The sequence below is a fragment of the Paenibacillus crassostreae genome, from assembly GCF_001857945.1.
Lineage (GTDB): Bacteria > Bacillota > Bacilli > Paenibacillales > Paenibacillaceae > Paenibacillus_AQ > Paenibacillus_AQ crassostreae.
This window is the reverse complement of record NZ_CP017770.1, coordinates 307,459-325,601: the sequence shown is the minus strand read 5'-3', so window position 1 is coordinate 325,601 and position 18,143 is coordinate 307,459. Positions and strand designations below refer to the sequence as shown.

Annotated in this window: 20 protein-coding genes; 17 read left to right on the top strand and 3 right to left on the bottom strand. The window is 36.3% G+C overall.

Annotated elements, in window-relative coordinates:
* Positions 1–45 precede the first annotated feature (45 nt).
* Positions 46–528 (top strand): hypothetical protein, encoded by a 483-nt coding sequence (locus tag LPB68_RS01550; RefSeq protein ID WP_068658512.1) that lies wholly within the window; start codon positions 46–48, stop codon positions 526–528.
* 71 nt (positions 529–599) lie between these two features.
* Here LPB68_RS01550 and LPB68_RS01545 read toward each other — a convergent pair whose 3' ends face one another.
* Entirely contained in the window at positions 600–1,400 is an 801-nt protein-coding gene (locus LPB68_RS01545; RefSeq protein ID WP_068658514.1) for a DUF4367 domain-containing protein, read from the bottom strand.
* A complete protein-coding gene (locus tag LPB68_RS01540; protein ID WP_068658515.1) occupies positions 1,381–1,968 on the bottom strand; it encodes an RNA polymerase sigma factor in 588 nt (195 codons plus the stop codon). Before LPB68_RS01540 ends, LPB68_RS01545 begins: the two co-directional genes overlap by 20 nt.
* Positions 1,969–2,175: 207 nt before the next feature.
* On the opposite strand from LPB68_RS01540, the gene LPB68_RS01535 reads away from it, so the two are divergent.
* A complete protein-coding gene (locus tag LPB68_RS01535; protein ID WP_068658517.1) occupies positions 2,176–3,180 on the top strand; it encodes an aldose 1-epimerase in 1,005 nt (334 codons plus the stop codon).
* 78 nt (positions 3,181–3,258) lie between these two features.
* Here the strand turns inward: LPB68_RS01535 and LPB68_RS01530 are convergent, their stop codons facing one another.
* Complete coding sequence (locus tag LPB68_RS01530) at positions 3,259–3,744, bottom strand: zinc ribbon domain-containing protein (RefSeq protein ID WP_068658519.1); 486 nt, start codon at positions 3,742–3,744, stop codon at positions 3,259–3,261.
* 155 nt (positions 3,745–3,899) lie between these two features.
* On the opposite strand from LPB68_RS01530, the gene LPB68_RS01525 reads away from it, so the two are divergent.
* The 15 genes from LPB68_RS01525 (at position 3,900) to LPB68_RS23280 (ending at position 18,118) form a co-directional block, all read left to right on the top strand.
* On the top strand, positions 3,900–4,595 hold the full coding sequence (locus tag LPB68_RS01525) for an AlkZ-related protein (RefSeq protein WP_232510223.1): 696 nt from the start codon (positions 3,900–3,902) through the stop codon (positions 4,593–4,595).
* Positions 4,596–5,214: 619 nt separating this feature from the next.
* Positions 5,215–7,020, top strand: a complete 1,806-nt coding sequence (locus LPB68_RS01520) for a serine hydrolase domain-containing protein (protein ID WP_068658521.1) — start codon at positions 5,215–5,217, stop codon at positions 7,018–7,020.
* Positions 7,021–7,702: 682 nt separating this feature from the next.
* Positions 7,703–8,176 carry a hypothetical protein gene (locus LPB68_RS01515; RefSeq protein ID WP_232510224.1) on the top strand — a complete coding sequence of 158 codons (474 nt, stop codon included), beginning with the start codon at positions 7,703–7,705 and terminating at the stop codon, positions 8,174–8,176.
* A gap of 246 nt (positions 8,177–8,422) precedes the next feature.
* Positions 8,423–8,989, top strand: coding sequence for a histidine phosphatase family protein (locus LPB68_RS01510; RefSeq protein ID WP_068658525.1), 567 nt, complete (start codon positions 8,423–8,425; stop codon positions 8,987–8,989).
* 224 nt (positions 8,990–9,213) lie between these two features.
* Positions 9,214–9,852 (top strand): HD domain-containing protein, encoded by a 639-nt coding sequence (locus LPB68_RS01505; protein ID WP_068658527.1) that lies wholly within the window; start codon positions 9,214–9,216, stop codon positions 9,850–9,852.
* A 231-nt stretch (positions 9,853–10,083) separates the two neighbouring features.
* Positions 10,084–10,437: a VOC family protein gene (locus LPB68_RS01500; protein WP_068658529.1), complete on the top strand. Its 354-nt coding sequence runs from the start codon at positions 10,084–10,086 to the stop codon at positions 10,435–10,437.
* Positions 10,438–10,708: 271 nt separating this feature from the next.
* The gene (locus tag LPB68_RS01495; RefSeq protein WP_068658531.1) at positions 10,709–11,068 is read left to right on the top strand and encodes an avidin-fold protein; all 360 of its coding nucleotides are present in this window, start codon (positions 10,709–10,711) and stop codon (positions 11,066–11,068) included.
* 236 nt (positions 11,069–11,304) lie between these two features.
* Positions 11,305–11,973: a class I SAM-dependent methyltransferase gene (locus LPB68_RS01490; protein WP_068658533.1), complete on the top strand. Its 669-nt coding sequence runs from the start codon at positions 11,305–11,307 to the stop codon at positions 11,971–11,973.
* Positions 11,961–12,113 (top strand): hypothetical protein, encoded by a 153-nt coding sequence (locus tag LPB68_RS22620; protein ID WP_157756198.1) that lies wholly within the window; start codon positions 11,961–11,963, stop codon positions 12,111–12,113. The genes LPB68_RS01490 and LPB68_RS22620 overlap by 13 nt, the downstream gene beginning before the upstream one ends.
* 12 nt (positions 12,114–12,125) lie before the next feature.
* A complete protein-coding gene (locus LPB68_RS01485; protein ID WP_068658535.1) occupies positions 12,126–12,620 on the top strand; it encodes a hypothetical protein in 495 nt (164 codons plus the stop codon).
* Positions 12,621–13,188: 568 nt separating this feature from the next.
* Entirely contained in the window at positions 13,189–14,244 is a 1,056-nt protein-coding gene (locus LPB68_RS01480) for an ankyrin repeat domain-containing protein (RefSeq protein WP_068658537.1), read from the top strand.
* Positions 14,245–14,838: 594 nt separating this feature from the next.
* A complete protein-coding gene (locus LPB68_RS01475) occupies positions 14,839–15,396 on the top strand; it encodes a DUF5412 family protein (protein ID WP_068658539.1) in 558 nt (185 codons plus the stop codon).
* 175 nt (positions 15,397–15,571) lie between these two features.
* A complete protein-coding gene (locus LPB68_RS01470; protein ID WP_068658541.1) occupies positions 15,572–16,078 on the top strand; it encodes an HIT family protein in 507 nt (168 codons plus the stop codon).
* Between the two features lie 155 nt (positions 16,079–16,233).
* Positions 16,234–16,791, top strand: a complete 558-nt coding sequence (locus tag LPB68_RS01465) for a GNAT family N-acetyltransferase (protein ID WP_068658543.1) — start codon at positions 16,234–16,236, stop codon at positions 16,789–16,791.
* A gap of 1,117 nt (positions 16,792–17,908) precedes the next feature.
* Positions 17,909–18,118, top strand: coding sequence for a GNAT family N-acetyltransferase (locus tag LPB68_RS23280; RefSeq protein ID WP_232510225.1), 210 nt, complete (start codon positions 17,909–17,911; stop codon positions 18,116–18,118).
* Positions 18,119–18,143 lie beyond the last annotated feature (25 nt).

The window sequence follows — 18,143 nt, the reverse complement described above, 5'->3', positions numbered from 1 at the left end:
GTTTATATTATATTCCATATAAATCCAGAGAGGAGTTAAGTAATTATGCGCAAGTCTTTCAAGAAATCGTTAACCGTTACTTTGCTAGTCACATTAATGAGTATGATGTTTGCACTTGAGGTGGGTGCTGATGATACGAAAGTATCGGGAGCACTTACAACTCCACCTCCTAAAGAGGAAATAAAGGTAACAGAAATAAATCCGAGTTTTGTTTATTTGTTTGATGGTATAAGCACGATTACGGATCAGGGTAATCTGAAGGTACGAGTCAATGCAACAACAGTTGCTTACGAAACGGTAAGTTCTTTAGGGGCTGACGTATCTATACAGCGATGGACAGGGAAAGATTGGATTACCATTAAAAGTACAGTATTATCGACCACGCTAAGTGATAATTTCACAGGTAAAGCAGATTGGGATGTAACAAAAGGTTATTATTACCGAGGAATGAGTAACCATTGGATTAAGAAGGGTGATATTAAGGAACAATTTGTAACTTATACATCGTCGATCCTTATTACAAAATAGAAAAGACTAAAGGGAGGTGTCAGCTTAGCTGATGCCTCCCTTTAGCGATAAGGGGGTTATTTAATTCTGATTTAGTTAGGCAGACTCTCTGTAATCGCAATAAGTTCTTCCTTACTTACATTTCCGAATATTCGAACGGATAATCCATTGTATATGAACTGAACATCGTTGAACCTACCTGGTGTGAAGAATACTTCAATATCATTATTGAGAGTTAGAATTTCTGTTTCTAAAGAGCCAGAAGAAGAAGAGCCCATCTGTCGTTCGCTGAAAGATTGTAGCATAATCCGCATGGGTTCACCATTCGTTGTTCTATATGTCATTGTGATTGAATCAGCCTTCTGACCAGAAGTTAAATCAGCCATTTCAGAACTCATTAATTGAAACCGCTCTGGTATTTTTTGAAAATCAGGATAAATGAATGAAATATTGTCCTGTACTTCTTCCATGGTTAAGACATAAGACTTATCCTCAGAAATGCTATGCAATGTAGCCGAAGGATTGTTTGGATCTTCAGGATAGTTCTCAGGTGGAGGAGCAGTGATTGCCTCGTCTAGATTCGGTTGACTGTAGGTCTCGACGATAATATTTACAACCCCATTACCCAAATTTTTGATAGATTGGAACACGGGTGAGATCGCTTGAGTTACAGCTGGCGGGTTGAATATAATGGATCCAGCAGCGACGGACGCAGCGACAATGCCTGCGAGTTGGAAATGGCGTTTTCTTTTTTTAGACTTATTCAATTTATGAATTTCTACTTGAACTTTTTGCCAAGATTGTTTTTTGGATTCATCGGAGGTAAGAGAGGTTGTTGAAACAGATTGCTCAAAGGTATCATCAAACCATTGATCAAATCTTTCGTTGTTCATCCATAACCCCCCATTCTTTATGTAGCTTTTTCTTCACATTCTCACGAGCGCGGAATAATCTTTGTTTGATAACTTCCTCACTAATATCTAACAATTCTGAAATTTCTCTATAGGACAATCCTTGTTTCCAGCGGTATTCAATTAACACGCGGAACTCAGGTTTCAATGAATTCACTATAGCTTGAATAGAATCTTCCATCATCTTACTTTCCACGAAATTCTCAACAGAGATTGGAACTTGCAATCCTTCATCTATATATGTATAAACACTTTCAATGTCGACTTGGTTACGGTGTTTTTTGTTTTTTCTTAAATAATTAATAGATGAGTTTTTGGTGACGACTTTTAACCATGCTTTCAATTTGATCACATTATCAAAAATAGGTTTCTTTTTAATGATTTGTATAAAGGCATCTTGTATTATATCTTCCGTGGCAGCATGATCTTTAACTATGTAATATACCATGCCGTACACATAATCATAATATTCATAATATATCTTTTCTTGCAGAACCTCACTTAATTGGCTGAAATCTGTAGCAACCAATAGTTCTAAACTGTTCGACATGATTCTCTCCTCTCTAACAAATAAAACGATAATGTAATATACGGTATATTTTTCAACCAACATGTATATTTTACATTATTTATGAAATCCTTGCCGATATAATTTCTCTATGAATACAAACTTTTTTGTGAAGTTTACGCTTTGGATAACTTATAAGAACATGATATGATATAGCATATTATTTAATATTCATTTAGGAGGCTATTCATGAGTACACAATATTCCGCATACGAAGCAGATTTTCAAGGAGAGAAAGCAATATGGTTGAAGCATGGACGCTATGAAGCTGCTATATTGCCTGAGCTAGGCGGTAATTTAATTCTATTCCGTGATACAGAGAAAGGTTACCATTTCTTACGTGAACCACAAGCGAATGAAATGGAAGATTTCAAAGCTAATCCTGGAATTTATGGTATTCCCGTATTGTTCCCACCGAACCGTTTCGAAGATGGTAAGTTCCCTTGGGAAGGTAAAGTTTATGAACTCCCAATCAATGAGCAAGCAATGGGCAATCATTTACATGGATATATGCATACCCTTCCATGGAGTGTAGTTCATTTCTCCGCAGATACATATGAGAGTAAGGTTGTTCTTTCACAGAAAGTGAGTGAGGGACATCTCTATAAAAAGTATTTCCCATTCGAATTCACGATTACATTACGATATACCCTCAGTGACGCAGGACTTCAACAACAAGTAACTGTGAAGAATGAAGGCAAAGAACGGATGCCAAATTTACTTGCTTTCCATACGGCAATCAATGCTCCATTTGTACCTGAAAGTTCAGCTTCAGATTATCTAGTGAAGATCAGTATAGGTGAACGCCAGGAACTTAGTGAACGGAATTTGCCAACCGGGCGAATTCAGCCTCTAACCGCAGATGAACAATTGATGAAGAGTGAGGGAGTTAATCCGTATTTTGCAAGCATGGATAATCACTATACATCGGTTACGCAGAATGGTCGGAATTTCATGGAACTGACGGATACAAGAACTGGTGATAAGTTAATCTATGATGTTGGTACATCATATAAGCATTGGATGATTTGGAATAATGGTGCGTGTGAGAAGTTCTTCTGCCCAGAACCACAAATGAATCTCGTGAATGCGCCTAATATTAATGGTAGAGATGCCGAAGAGATTGGACTTATTGGACTTGAGCCGGGTGAAGTATGGGAAGGAACAAGTCGTTTGTATTTTGTAGAAGCATAATATACCAATCAAAAGCGGAAGGCATGAAAAGCCTTCCGCTTTTTGGTAATAGTCTCGCAATGATCCGACTAAAGAGGTTCAACTCATCCTTAATTGATATCCGCAACTCCTACAAAAGTGGTCTATTGTTGAAACGGATGTACCGCATTGAACACAATGAATGATGTTAGAAGATTTACTTCCTTGAAGCGGGACAGATTTAACCTTAACCGTATGAAATTGTTGTCCGCAAAAAGGGCAATACGTAGCATCTGCAGGTAACATTTTTCCACAACCACATTCCTTTTGACTTTGGATTTGCTGGACTTTTCGTTGCATATGTTCAATTTCTTTCTCAAGTTTTAGAATGATTTGTTGATTCTTCTGTAGTTTATTGATTGGGATCATACTTTCTTTGCGGGCAATACTTTGATGTACAATACGTCCAATAGCAGTATAGTTCTTATCTATTTCTTTTTCTTTCGATGATATTTGCATTTTCAATGTAGCGGATTCAACGGTATTATGCGCTTTTTTACCAGCATCAGAGACACCTTGTTTCATCTTATTGAAGAATTGTGACATGCCATTCCTCCTTTTCAGGGTATATAATATTCTCCCTGTACTACATCAATACATGGTTTATGATTCTATTGTATGGTCATTGTTTGTCTTGTATTACCTTGGTAATATCATTGGATTCGGCCTTTAACTAAGAGAAAAGAAGGAGAGGAATAAAGATGGAATTAGAAATGAATTACGAAATAACAAACACATATGAGGAAGCTACACAGATAATCAAGCGAGTTGGTATTCTGCCACTAGCTCCCCTTATTCCCGGACACCCTTCATTAGGAAGTATTACTGAACCTAATCAATGGCATTCAGGTACAATTCATGACCCATGGTCGTGGAGAGTACGCTTCCCAGGAGACGGAACGGCAGCATATGGCAAAATGTTTAAAAAGAAAGCTATTCTAGTCTCACGTGATTGGTTTCCTTATGTACTTAAGGTTCTCGGGCATTCAGATGAACCTGATAAACGATATAAGGACGGTTTATTATCCAAAGCTGCATTAGATGTATACCATGTCATCCTTGATGATGAAGGTATTGATACGCGTGAACTTCGAGGACGTGTTGGTATGAAGGCTAAAGAAATGAAATTAACATTTGATAATGCACTGTTAGAACTCCAAGGAAATTTAGATATTGTGATCTCTGGTGTGAAGGAAAAAGTGAATGACAAAGGAGAACCAAATGGGTGGAATAGTACATCTTATGAAACGGTGAGCCATTGGATGTTAGATGCTGGTATTACTGAGCTTTCAAAAACTCGCGAAGAAGCAGGCTCCGATCTAAATCATATGCTTAAGAGTGTATGTACTCCTGAGGCACTTAAATACCTGCAAAAACAATTTCATATATCTGATTAGACAAGGGTGAGGTTCAAGGAAAACATTAGAAGAGAAACTTTTTCACCCAGACTTTTCGTTTAGATGAGTAGTGAGATTAACAACAGAGTCGGGGAATATCTAATGGGTTCTACATCAATTCCTAGTCGAACTTCGGCTAACAATAGAAAAGTGACAAAGAGAACATCCTGAATTGGTGGACATGCCCAATATTTGGGAAGGCTTGCGACCGCAAGATATCGATGCGGGGAAGAAATAGAATAGGAATATACGCATAATCTACACTCATGGCAGTATCGAAGATATCCTTTGCTTCCAGAGTTCACTTGATCTGCTGACAAAGTAGGTTGTAGATAATGAAGAGCCTCGTCTATCACTCTATAGAAGGCGATTAGGTGAATTCGCCTGAAGGTAGACCTGTATTCTATGAATCTAAGGAAGTGGCAAAACAAATCTTGCCAAAAACAGAGTGATGGAGAATCGTAGATTATAACTTAATGAACAAATTTTAATGTGCACTCTTAAAACACCTTGACTTCAGCATGGAGTGAGATTGATTCGGCAGTATTTCTTATCGAAATATGCTGAGGAAGATGAGTTAGATCTGATCTTATTATTTGATGTTGAAGGAGAGTAGCTGATGCAGAAAGATCGTAGTGTTCACACTGTAAACAAAGTAATTGCTTGTGTTCTGTCATTCATATTTATCATTATGGCAATAGCAGTACCTGCCCACGCTGAAGAAGAACAGGTTGAGACTACACCATCTAGGATTCCTTTATCCAAGTTAGAGGAAACGATTGATGCTTATGTTGCCTCGTATGAGAAGTATACCGCTGCCGTTTCGATTGTGGTTATCAAAGATGGTGAAACTATTGTGAATAAGGCATATGGTTACGCAGATATTGAGAATCAGCGAAAGGCGGATACCTCTACTGTTTTTGAATGGGCTTCCATCTCTAAACTGTTGGTCTATACGAGTGTGATGCAGCTTGTCGAACAAGGAAAGCTTGATTTGGAGACGGATATCCAGGAATATTTGCCAGAGGGATTTTTCAAAAAGCTGAAATATGATGATCCAATTACCCTCTTGAACCTGATGCATCACAATGCGGGTTGGGAAGATCAAACAATGGCCGAGGTGTTCTATTATTCCGAGAATGAAACTTTAGAATTAGGAGAAACTTTGCGTAAAAATGAACCGAAACAGATATATAAACCGAATAGCATAGTGGGTTATTCTAACTATGGCGTTGGTCTAGCCGGTTACATCGTGGAATTGATAAGCGACCAACCTTTTTATGAATATGTCAATCAACATATATTTAAACCGCTTAATATGAACGACACCTCGATTCATCCAACGGGGCAAGATCATCCAGATTTAGTACAAAGAAGGAATGAGATTGAAGGGTATACTAAAGATTTGAAACTGATCCCTCAGAACAGAGTATACGTAACGTTTTATCCTACAGGGGCAGCCATTGGAACAGCAGAGGATTTAGCGAAATTCCTTGCAGCGCTGATGCCTGTGGATGATAATAATTTATTATTTACGAACAGGGATACGCTAAACGAAATGTTGTCAACAAGTCTATACTATGACGGGACTTCTATTCCTCGATTTGCGCATGGGTTCGTTGAGATGGAATACTGGGTACCTACACTGATGCACGAGGGGAATTTAAAAGGATTTTCAAGTAAACTTGTCTTTGATCCAGAATCTAAATTTGGGATGGTGGTAATGACAAACCAGTCTTTTGAAGAAATTTATTATTATGGACTTATTAAAGAAATTTTTGGTAGTACTATGTATTCTAATTCAATTACTTCGGAGGGGGGAGGATATTTTCAATCCGCACGACGGGCAGCCTCTAGATTTACTGACTTATTTACAGCACTTGACATAACAAAATACACAAAAGCTGAGTTAAGTAGTTTTTATAATGTTGTCGAGCATAATGGTGTTGTTGAGAAAATTTCCGTCACCCCTTATATTGATTTCTTGCCTGTATCGAATTTAAAGGTAAACTTAATTAAGATATCTCTTATTCCTGTTGCGCTAGCCATCATTTTCAGTTTATGTGCTTTGATCGGCTATTTAATCCGGATGCTTCTTTACAAACTATATAAACGAGGAAATCATCCAACCAAGTTTGATAAATATCATCTTGCAATTAATTTTGCAGGTGTCTTACTCCTTCTTAATCTTTTCATCATACACACGAGGTTAAGGTTTCAAAGTTTTCCCGCTTATTCTTCGTTACGCATCAATTTAATGTTTAACCTGCTTTATGTGGTTCTAGCAGTGGCGTATCTTGGCTTGCTTATTTACAAACTGTGGAAGAGCAGTTACAGCAAAAAGCAAAAGGTTATGTACATCATAACTGGCATCTCGGCTTTTATATTGGCTGCTTTTATTGTGGGATGGAATTTGTATGTTTAGAGTGTTGTAGATATGTCCTAAGCTAAACATATTAATGAGCTGGTGAGGTGCTTTGATAGGCACCGGCACTTGTTTGAGTGAGGAAAGGGTAGTTGTGAAATTCGATAAGGGAGAGTATTTCTCCACCGAAGTATAGGGCTTTAAGATGAGCAATCATCTTAGGGCCTTTTTATATATCAATGTCCATATATGTGAATGGCTGTTATACTAAAAGGAATAAATTTACGGGAAAGTTATTTTGTTGTTTTTGTATAAAAAAGAGCTCGGTGTCTGTCTGGAAAGGTGCGGTGGTAAAGAGCGAGACATATCATAAGTGGAACGTTTTTACACCTATACTCTTGAGTCTGCGCATACGAGTAACTATATATTTGGCAGTGCAGTAATTTACACTTTCAATGCTAAAAAGGAGTCATTCCCACGCTCATGTTAATCAGACGATTAGCTCAAAGCACTAGCTGAAGCCAAAATTATTAAGGATGTCAGTTGTCATGTATGGAGACATTCCTTTACGACTTATCTTATGAAGGATGGGATTAATATCGTTACATCCAGGAATTACTTGGTCACCAGAGTGTGTGAAGCACAGAGCGGTATACCGTTCCCTACGGTCACTTAAGCTACTTGAACGTTGGTAATGTGCGAACGTTATCGGAAATTATTGCAAATTTAAGGAGAATATATTATGGGTACTATGACCCTTAAACGTTTTAATGGAACTGAGAAATTTAAACTATTAGAATCAAGGGCTTATGTTGTTCGTAGAGCTGATGAAACAATAATGATGTGGTTTGAAACTGAGACAGACTCTCAAGCTATTATGTCGGTTGAAGATACTGCTAATTTCGCAATGAATCCAAATGCTGAAGTTACAATATATCTTGATAAGTTAGTACTCAATGAATTTGGGACTAGATCGTTTGAACTCTCGCAAGGATATAACGAAGAAAATAAAGACCTGGATGCTAGATTGTATTATTTTGAACATCAAGATGTAGATGAAAACTTAATAAACTTGGAGTATAGAGGTAATGGGGTCTTTTTTCTTCAATGGAGTGGAACAACGATAGATATTAGTTATTATGATGACAGTAAACCGAAGACGATCCTTGAAATAGAAGGGGATTTTTTCTTAGAGGAATACACATCTTGGGAATGATCACTGACTCATTTGATAGTAATACATGGTGGCAATAACATCCGATAACAAAACATTAATACATCGTCGCTGACACTCCTTGGTCGCCAAGGGGATATTCGGAGAAGTCAATTCAGGCGACACATCCAATCGGCTAAGTCTGACGACCCGGACCTACGATCCTTAAGCCACTTGAACGTCAGGAATGCTCAACGTTATAGGAAATCACAGTGTGACATTTAATGAAAGCATTTAAAGGAGGCCTGTATGAAGACAATTATCTATATGATTAGGCATGGAGAATCACCATACAATGAAGGAAATGAAAGAATAAGAGGGCTTACCCCAAAAGGAAAGATCGATATTGAAAAAGTAACGAAGTTACTTATAGATGAAGGAATAGACATGATTATATCAAGTCCTTATACTCGAGCAATTCTTAGTGTTGAGGGATTGGCCGAGCACTTAAAGTTAGATGTTAAAGTATTTGAAGATCTTAGAGAACGTCATTTTGGATCTTATATTATTGATAATGCAGAGTTAATGTCTAGTATCAGAGAGAGTTTTAATGTCCCTGATTATACCTTGCCAGGTGGAGAGTCTAATGCTGATTGTCAGAAAAGAGCAATCTCAGTTCTAAAACTCATATTAAAAGAGCACAGAGGGAAGAAAATAGCAATCGGGACTCATGGTCTTGTAATGACTTTGATGATGAATCATTTTGATCCAGCTTTTGGCTTGGAGTTTTTGAATCAATTAAAGAAACCAGATATCTATAAAATGCAATTCAAGGACTTAGAATTAGAAGTAGTAACAAGAATGTGGAATGATTAGATTTTATAAGGTTTATCCAAGAGGACTGTGACATCACCTAGCACCGCATTCCTACTTCGGGCATTCGCCCTTGATCGCTAGGAAAATTTGCAAGAAGATTATTCAGGCGATACATTCAAGCAGCTAAGTCTGACGACCCGTTCCCTACGGTCACTTAAGCCACTTGAACGTCAGGAATGTCAAACGTTAGATGAAATTGCCTAAAATCAGAAAAAGAGGTAGAGATGAAAAACAATAAAGCTCTTATCAAACTTGCGGAGAATTTTGTGAAGGAAGAACTAGAATTTGATCGATCCGGTCATGATTGGTGGCATTGTAATCGGGTTAGAAATATAGCTCTAGAAATTGCAAAGAACGAGAAGGCAGATTATTTTATATGTGAATTGGCAGCACTTCTTCATGACATTGCTGATGAAAAAATAAATGAATCAAAACAAGCAGGATTAGATAAAGTACGGAATTGGATGATACAGAATATAGACGATAAAGAGTGTATAGATAAAGTCATGAGTATAATATCAACAATGTCTTATAATGGCGGACAGAACAAACCAATGAAAACAATAGAAGGTCAAATTGTTCAAGATGCTGATCGACTAGATGCTTTAGGGGCAATAGGAATTGCTAGAACATTTGTATATTCGGGTTGGAAAGGACAGCAAATACATAATTTGGAACAAGATAATACTAATATGGATTACAGATCAAATGAAAAAACGGCAATATACCACTTCTATGAAAAACTATTGAAAATTAAGGATTTGATGAATACGAATTATGCGAAAGAGATAGCGCAGAAAAGACATTTATTTATGGAAGAATATTTAAGTCACTTTTATGATGAATGGAATTTTAAAGAGTAATTGTTATAAGTATTTCGGAGAAGAAGCAACATCATCTAACATAGTATTTACGCTGCAGGGCTATCGCCCTTTGGTTGTCAGAGGTATAATCATGGAAGAAGCTCAGACAACCAATTCCCCAGCCTAAGATAAGAGCAATCTAAGGCTAGGAGTTTCGTGAATACAAGAACGTTATCTGAAACTGACGAAATACATATAAAGATCAAATCAATAAACGGAGGTAATAATTGTATGACAAGTCCAATAAAAAACCTAATTAATGGAGTATTCATTCCTGTTAGTAATATTGAAAGCGCCAGAGATTGGTATTGTAATCTACTTAACCTACCAAACGATGGAGAGATATTTTTTGGACATATTTATGTTCTTTCAATGCAAGGAAAGACAAATATTGTATTAGACAGCCAGATATATTCACCAGATAATGTATTTAAGATTCCAAGTGTTCAATTAGCTACAGATGATATTGAAAAATCCTATGAATACATAAAGTCTATGAATATTGAACTGATAACAGAAATTGAAAACGGACACTGGTTTAATATAAAAGATCCTGATGGAAATATATTAATGATATGTAAGTAATATTTGAAAGAGTATTCGAAGATGCCGTCAACGTCAGATAACAATGTGTTGACGTATCGTTGGACAAGCGCCTCGGTCGCCAGATGATAAGTCGGGGAGGCTGATTCAGGCGACACATCCATTCACCAAAACCGCATCGCGGCCGGCCGAGATCATGCTAGGACTCGTGCAGCTTAGGGTGAATGGACGTCGTGAACACGGAAACGTTATGTGAAACTCTCAGAAAATCGGATAAAATCAATAAATTACTAGAGAATACAGAGGAGTTATTATGAATCCAGTTAATTACAATAGCAAGATCTTCAAGACAGTCAAGAACACTGAAAATGGTGAAGTAAATCAAGAAACAATTTTTCATTACTATCAAGAAGAAGATACAGTGTGGGCAGAATACTCAGGAGGCGGAGTAGTAAAGGGACATTTAGTTGCAGTAGTAGATGGAGATGGATGCTTAGATATGAGGTATCACCATATTAATGAAAACAAAGAAATAATGACAGGTATTTGTAAATCAATACCAGAATTTATGGATGATGGTAGATTAAGAATCTTTGAAGAATGGGAATGGACATGTAAAGATAGATCTAAAGGATATTCAGTAATAGAAGAAATAAAGCATAATAATAACTAATGATTTGAAGTTAATTCAGTGAAGCCGAGAGCATCACATAACACCACATACTTACTGCGGGCATTCGCCCTTGATCGCCAAGAGGGATATCAGAGAAATGAGTTCAGGCGATACATTCAACCAGCTAAGGCTGATGACCTGTTCCCTGCAGTCACTTAAGCTACTTGAACGTCAGGAATGCCAAACGTTATGTGAAAGATGGCAAAGCTTTAAAAACTTTGAAGGGATGAGTTCAATTGAATAATTCTGAAGTAATACAAAATGATTTTGATCGTATTGCTAATGGGGATGATGACGAATGGAATCACAATAATCATTATCACAATTTCCTATTAAGGCAGATACCTGATGAGAGTATAAATGCATTGGAAATAGGATGCGGTAAAGGAGAGTTCTCTAGAATACTAGCTACAAAGGTTAAGAGCGTTGAAAGTATTGATTTATCTCCAGTCATGATTCAAAAGGCAATTGAACACTCTAAATTATTTCCGAATATAATATATCAAACCGGAAACATTATGGAACTACCTCTAGAAGATAACTCATACGATTATATTGTTTCTATTGCTGTATTCCATCACCTTGAACTCGAAGAAATATTACCTAAACTAAGGAGAGCTCTTAAGCCTAATGGAGTAATAGCAATTCTAGATTTATATGAACAGTCTACAATGATTGAATACTTGCTAAATTTATTTGCAATTCCACTAAATAAATTCCATTTAATAACGAAGAAAGGTAAGAAGATAAAAACAGAAGAAGAAATTGAAGCATGGATTGAACATTTAAAACATGATAAGTACATGGATACTAATCAGTTGAGAAAGGTATACACTAAGCTTCTACCAGCAAGTAAATTTAAAATCCATTTATTATGGAGATATTCAATGATTTGGCACAAGTAAACTCGAAGAAGTGCCAACCAGCTAAGTGGCAGAGACACCCGGTCAAGATTGAACGCTTCGCTAGTTCATTCAGACAGCTTAAGCCGGTAGGACGTCAGAAATACGAAACGTTAGGTGAAATTCCTGCAAAACTTAAGTGAGAGGAGAATTCAATGAGGGTAAAACTTAATCCAATAGATATTGAAAGCCAATCTTTAAGCTGGCTATGTATAAAGCCGATGTTGTTAGCTGTTCGGGGGAAGGACCTCTCAGCCAAGTCCGACATGTATAACCAATTAAACGAAGGGCAAAAGGGACTCTACTTATTTTATTCTTTTCATAACCATACAAAGACCTTGGAAGAATTTTATTGGTTCTCTGCTTATAACATCAATGAACTGAAATCATGGAATGGAATAAAAAAAGGACTAAATTATTTTAAGAATATTGCTCTGTCCGAAGTATTAGAGGATATAGAGATCCTCATAGCGGAACAAAATAGATTGAAGAAAACAGTAAATCAAAGGGATTTAGAAAATGACAAAAGGCTAATGAATGACGTGATAGCGCTATATGATAAGTATATTGATTGCTCGGAAACTTCAATAAATAGAATGAATGATTGGATTAAAGCGAATAGAACAGAATTCATTGAAGATGATGTGTGAGTATGGGACTCTGAAAATGGTATGGAAATTGTTATACGGGGCAGTAAGGTTCTTGAGGTGCGTGAGTTTTTAGGTTATGGAAAATTTGCAATTTGGGAAGAAACTGAAGAAAATTGATCGTAAGATCAAAGCTCCTGCAAACAACTCTTGAAGCCTCATCATTGATACACTTGGTGATACCGCAAGTAAATCCAATAATCAGATAATTGATGCCACTGCAAAGAACAATTTTCTAACGATTATAAGAAATTAGAATGTAATCATCGGATAACAGCACATTTACGCATTGTCGATGACTCTCCTTGGTCCGGGTAAGAATTTTCGATGAAGTATTGCCGGACACATTCCTCTAACTGCATTTGTAGCCAGGCCTACGGCCTTTAAGGGGATGGAACGTCGTAAATGTCTGAACGTTATCAGAAATGATTGTAGGACAATGTCTAAAAATATATTTTAGAAACTTGATTTCAAGAGCAATTTTTAATACTAAAAGAAAAGATGATAAAATCTAAAATGTATTTGGTGATCAAGAAAATTTATATACTCTGAAGTAAGGAGGAAAGTACATATGGGAAAGAAGAAAAAAACTTTGCCGAAAAATTTTGATGAACTAATTAAAACGGACGATATTTCAGCTTTAAAAGAGGTATTTACCCAATGTGAATTGGATGCCCGTGGTGGTTACAGTAAATCAACAGCCTTGAGCTTTTTCAAAATACCGAATGAATTGGTTCGCTGGCTCGTGGAACAGGGTGCTGATATAAATGCTAGAGACAATTACGAAAAAACGCCTTTGCACGAACATGCAAAAAGTTGGTGCGGTAATACTGAATTGCTGCTTGATTTAGGTGCAGATATAGAAGCCATTGATTATCAAAACGAGACACCTTTATTTGCTGCCGTAGGTTCATTTAAACCAAAAGCGGTTCAAACGTTGGTTACTAAAGGAGCAAATATCAATGCAGAAAATAAGATGAAACAGACTCCATTAGTAAAAGCTTTGGCATGTTGCAGAAACGCGGATATTGTCAATATGGCGGAAGTTGCCGATATTTTGCTTAGCGCTGAAACAACAGTAACGCCTGAAATGAAAGACTTTATTAAGCGAATTGGAAGCGACTTTGAATTTCACAGAGATGGCTTTAATAAAGAATATTTAAATCAAACCGATGAGGCACTTTTACGTCTATATGAGCTATTTGATGTTCCTCCAGTAGAGAAGCGACAGACGCACGACGGTGCCTCTTCAATAACAGTAACAACAAAGGGTTGGCAGGCGCAACATAATGAACTCTGGAATTTACTCATTCCTTCAAACGGACATGCAAAAACGGTACAGGGTGAGGTTATCCGTATTACAGGTAAAGTGTCATACGAAATTTTAGATAATGGCGGTATCAACTGGGATAATCAATATCGTAAAATGCTTAATATTTTGATACATTACTTTAGCTTGGGCACACCATTAAATGCTGCTGCACTTCAAGAGGCAGTAACATTAGCGAAAGAACTTCACAACGGAAATGGTAGTGATGAACCTGCGAGACTGTGCGAACTGTCAGTGCATTGGGTACTCAGCAATCCGAATCCTATTACTCTGGAACAGCCTGTCTATAAGCGATAACTTAAGTTCGATTTATTAAACGTATATAATAAGCATCTTCTACGCAAAATACATCCCTTTTTTCTAAGCACTTTCTAGCTAAGAAAAAGGGATATTTTTATAGTTCAATACAACAAGAAATGTAAATATGGTAAAATCTGAAATACATAGTTAGTTTGTGTTCCAAGCGAGGTTGCCCTAATGAAACATGAAGATTAGGAAATGGTAAATAATTTAAGAACCGACTCTAGGTTAGTTATTGATCAAAGGGATTGCGGCGCATTCAGAGTAGAATTTTATAAAGAAATGTAAAGAACGAAGAGAAATGAAGTAATTAATGAAGTGAGTTGTAGAGTAACTCGAAGAAGGCAATCACATCTGATAACATCGTATTCGCCCTTGATCGCCAAGAAGGATTTCCAAGGGGGTTATTCAGGCGACACATCCAATCGGCTAAGTGGCGGAGCCACCCGGACCTCTGCGGTCCTAAAGCCGCTTGAACGTTAGGAATGCGCAAAGTTATAGGACTTCAGCGCACATCATGATAACCCTTTATAACTATTCATAGATGTTTTTTAGCTAAGGCAGGTTAATTTAACAAATAACGGAAGAAATATGAATGGTCTTTATTTAAATTTATTTGGTCTTTCAATTCTTCTCTTAACTGTTTTGATTTTTATCATTTTTTGTTTAAAATTATTTTTTTTTTTTACAAGAAGGAAACTATTCCCGAAAAAGCTACTATTTGCTTCTCTGACAGGGATTATTGTGGTTTTTGCACTATTTGCATATAGTCAATACTTTTTTACATTTAATAACCTTGAGGGTGAATTTTACAAAGGACCCGTGGATTCACCGAATGAAAAATATACAGCTAATGCTTACTATATGACATATGGTGGTGCCGCTGGTGGTGTCAATGTATGGGTAGAAATCACTTACAATGATGAGCTTGATAAAATCGAGACTGTTTATTATAGTGATGCAAAAAGTAAATTTGTTATGGAGTGGAAGGATGAAGATACTCTATATATTGTAAATGAAGAACCTAAATATCCAAATTCCAATAGAAGTATTGAATTGGAGATAGGTAAAGAGATTTATCACGAAAATGGTCTAGCTTGTCAAAGTTTGTTAATGAAGGACAAGTATGAAACTTGCTATCAAAAATAAAGCATCTAGTTGCACTTATAGGACACGATAGTTAAAGTTAATTAAGGTTGAGAGTATTACAAAGAAGGCGCTGACGACCCGGTGCTACGCACCTTAAGCCGATCGAACATCAGAAATGTGGGTACGTTAGATGAAATTACGAAGTGAGTTTTTATTTAAAACCAGGAGGTAAATTATGTCGAGATATATAACGCTGGCTGATGGAAGATCGCTAAAAGTCGAATGTTTAAGTTGTGCTTTAACAAGTGGATTGATCACACCAACGGGTGGAACGATTTATGAAAGTACAAATTTTCATGTGCATCAAGATGTTGCTTATCCAATTAGAGGTTTAGTGATACTAGCCTCGAAAAGGCATTTTTACAGTATGGATGAGTTAACGAGTGAAGAACAAATTGAATATATCGCTTTAATACATAAGATAAGGAAAGAACAAAGGTTATTATTGGGGATTGATAAGGTGTATTACTTTTATAATGAAGACACAACACATCATTTTCATTTGTGGATGGTTCCAAGATATGAATGGATGTATCAATTTGGCAATTCAGTTGAATCATTAAGACCCGTTTTGTTGCATGCAAGAAATAACATGAATGACGAAGAAAATATGAAATATGTGATTGAAGGAATTGAAATATTAAGAGATGGGTTAATGGATTTTGCAAGTAATTCAAAGTAACTTCATCTAACACAATATTCGTGCTGCGGGTGCGGATACATTATAGGAAATCATCGAACATCATAAAAAACCTCTATAAGCCATTAACTACCTATTTCATAGATACTTTTTAGAACTGTCAGGGTTGTTGCTTTGAGGTGAAAAGGAGAATTATCATGAATTCAGAGTTCGCATTTATTAATTTCCCCCGTTTAAAAACAGAACGTTTCACACTACGTAAAGCAGAAGAAAAAGATCAACATGATATTTTTGAGCTTTATTCAAACGAAAGCGTAATTAAATATATGCCATTCACACCATTTATTTCTGTCGAGGATGCGATAAATGAAATGAGTTGGTATCAGAAAATTTTCAAGGAACAATCTGGTTTACGGTGGATGATAGAAGATAGTGAGTCTAAAAAGGTGATTGGAACATGCGGATTTTTGAACTACGAGAAGATGCACAATCGCATAGAAATTGGTTATGACTTAACTCCTCACTTTTGGGGTAAGGGTATCATGACAGAGGTAGTGAAATGCATCATGGATTTTGGATTTTTGACCATGAAGGTAAATAAAATCGAAGCAAAAGTGGAACCAGAGAATGAGGCGTCGATCCGTTTGATGTATAAGCTCGGCTTCCACAAAGAAGGTGTCTTAAGGCAACATGAGTTCGAAAAAGGGAAATATGTTGATCTTGCTATCTTTTCTAAGTTGAAAAGTGAGTATTAACCTCTTATTTTCCATGGTGCCAAATCACAGTTAATTAAAAACCTAATTTGTTGCATTATTGGAAAACAACTAAGCGGATTGAAAGATATTCAAGATGAGGGCACTACGCTTAACAATGTTTTTCATCATCGTCAATAGCGCTCCTCAGTCGCCGATAGGGGATTCAAGGATGTAGAGTCATGCGACATACCCAACCAGCTAAGTGATAAAGCCAACCAGACCTTACGGTCCTTAAGCTGCTTGAACGTCAGGAATGCCAATCGTTATCGGAAATCAGCGTAAAATCTGTCTCCATGATGGGATTCATTGATTATACTTATTATTTATCTGGATATAACAAGCCCAAAATTATTATTTTAATATATCCAAAGAAAAGTGAACTAATATTATTCATTGAATTTATTTAGAAGCAGACTTTTTCATTTCGATATAAGTTCGCAGCGCGACTCCTAAATTTATTACTAATGGGAAAAGTATAATCTTAGAACCATGGTAAGCATAGATAAGGACTAGAGATAAAGAAACTAATAATGTTACGACTAATAACAATTTTGTGTTGTCAAAAGTACCTTTAAATACTTTCTTTGATAATATTTTAATCCCAAATAAACCTAGAAAAATATAAATCAAAATACACAAAGTTATTAAACTAATCGCTAAAAATATATACATTATTCCCTCCAAATTAATTTAACCTCCATTTGATGTGATGTTGTTGGAAATGAGATAATGAAATTAATGGTAACGCCATATCCGATATTATTGTAGCTGATACTTTCACCAAAAAGATATATACCAAAAGTTTAATATATAATTAATAGCTTGAGCAAGTTTGGCTGGTGGTTTTGAAATCAAGGGTGGTAAAATTATACATGCTACCGGAAATGATTCAGAAAGAATTAATAAATTATTGAATACGGATCAAGGTCGAGGTATTGCTACACTGGGATATTATTAAAGATTGGCATAAAGACAGGGGGAGCAATTGTGATCTTACTCAAAGAAATAGATCGAACCAATTTTTTTGATGTCATTAAGCTGAGTGTAACTGATGGACAAAGAGAGTTTGTAGCAACTAATTTGTTTTCGCTCGCATGAATATTGGATTTATCGGTTAATGATAGATACTAAGTATCAGTCAAAAGGTAATGGGGAAGTTGCTATGAAGAAGCTCATCGAAAGGATTAAAGAAGATATACAACATCGGGTGATATACATAAGCTTTGAACCAGAGAATGTTTGGGCAAAACGTTTATACGAAAAATTAGGATTTGATGAAGATGGCCGAGTGATAGATGGGGAAGTTGTGTATAAACTAGAGTATTAATCAGACTAGTAGGAAACAAATAATT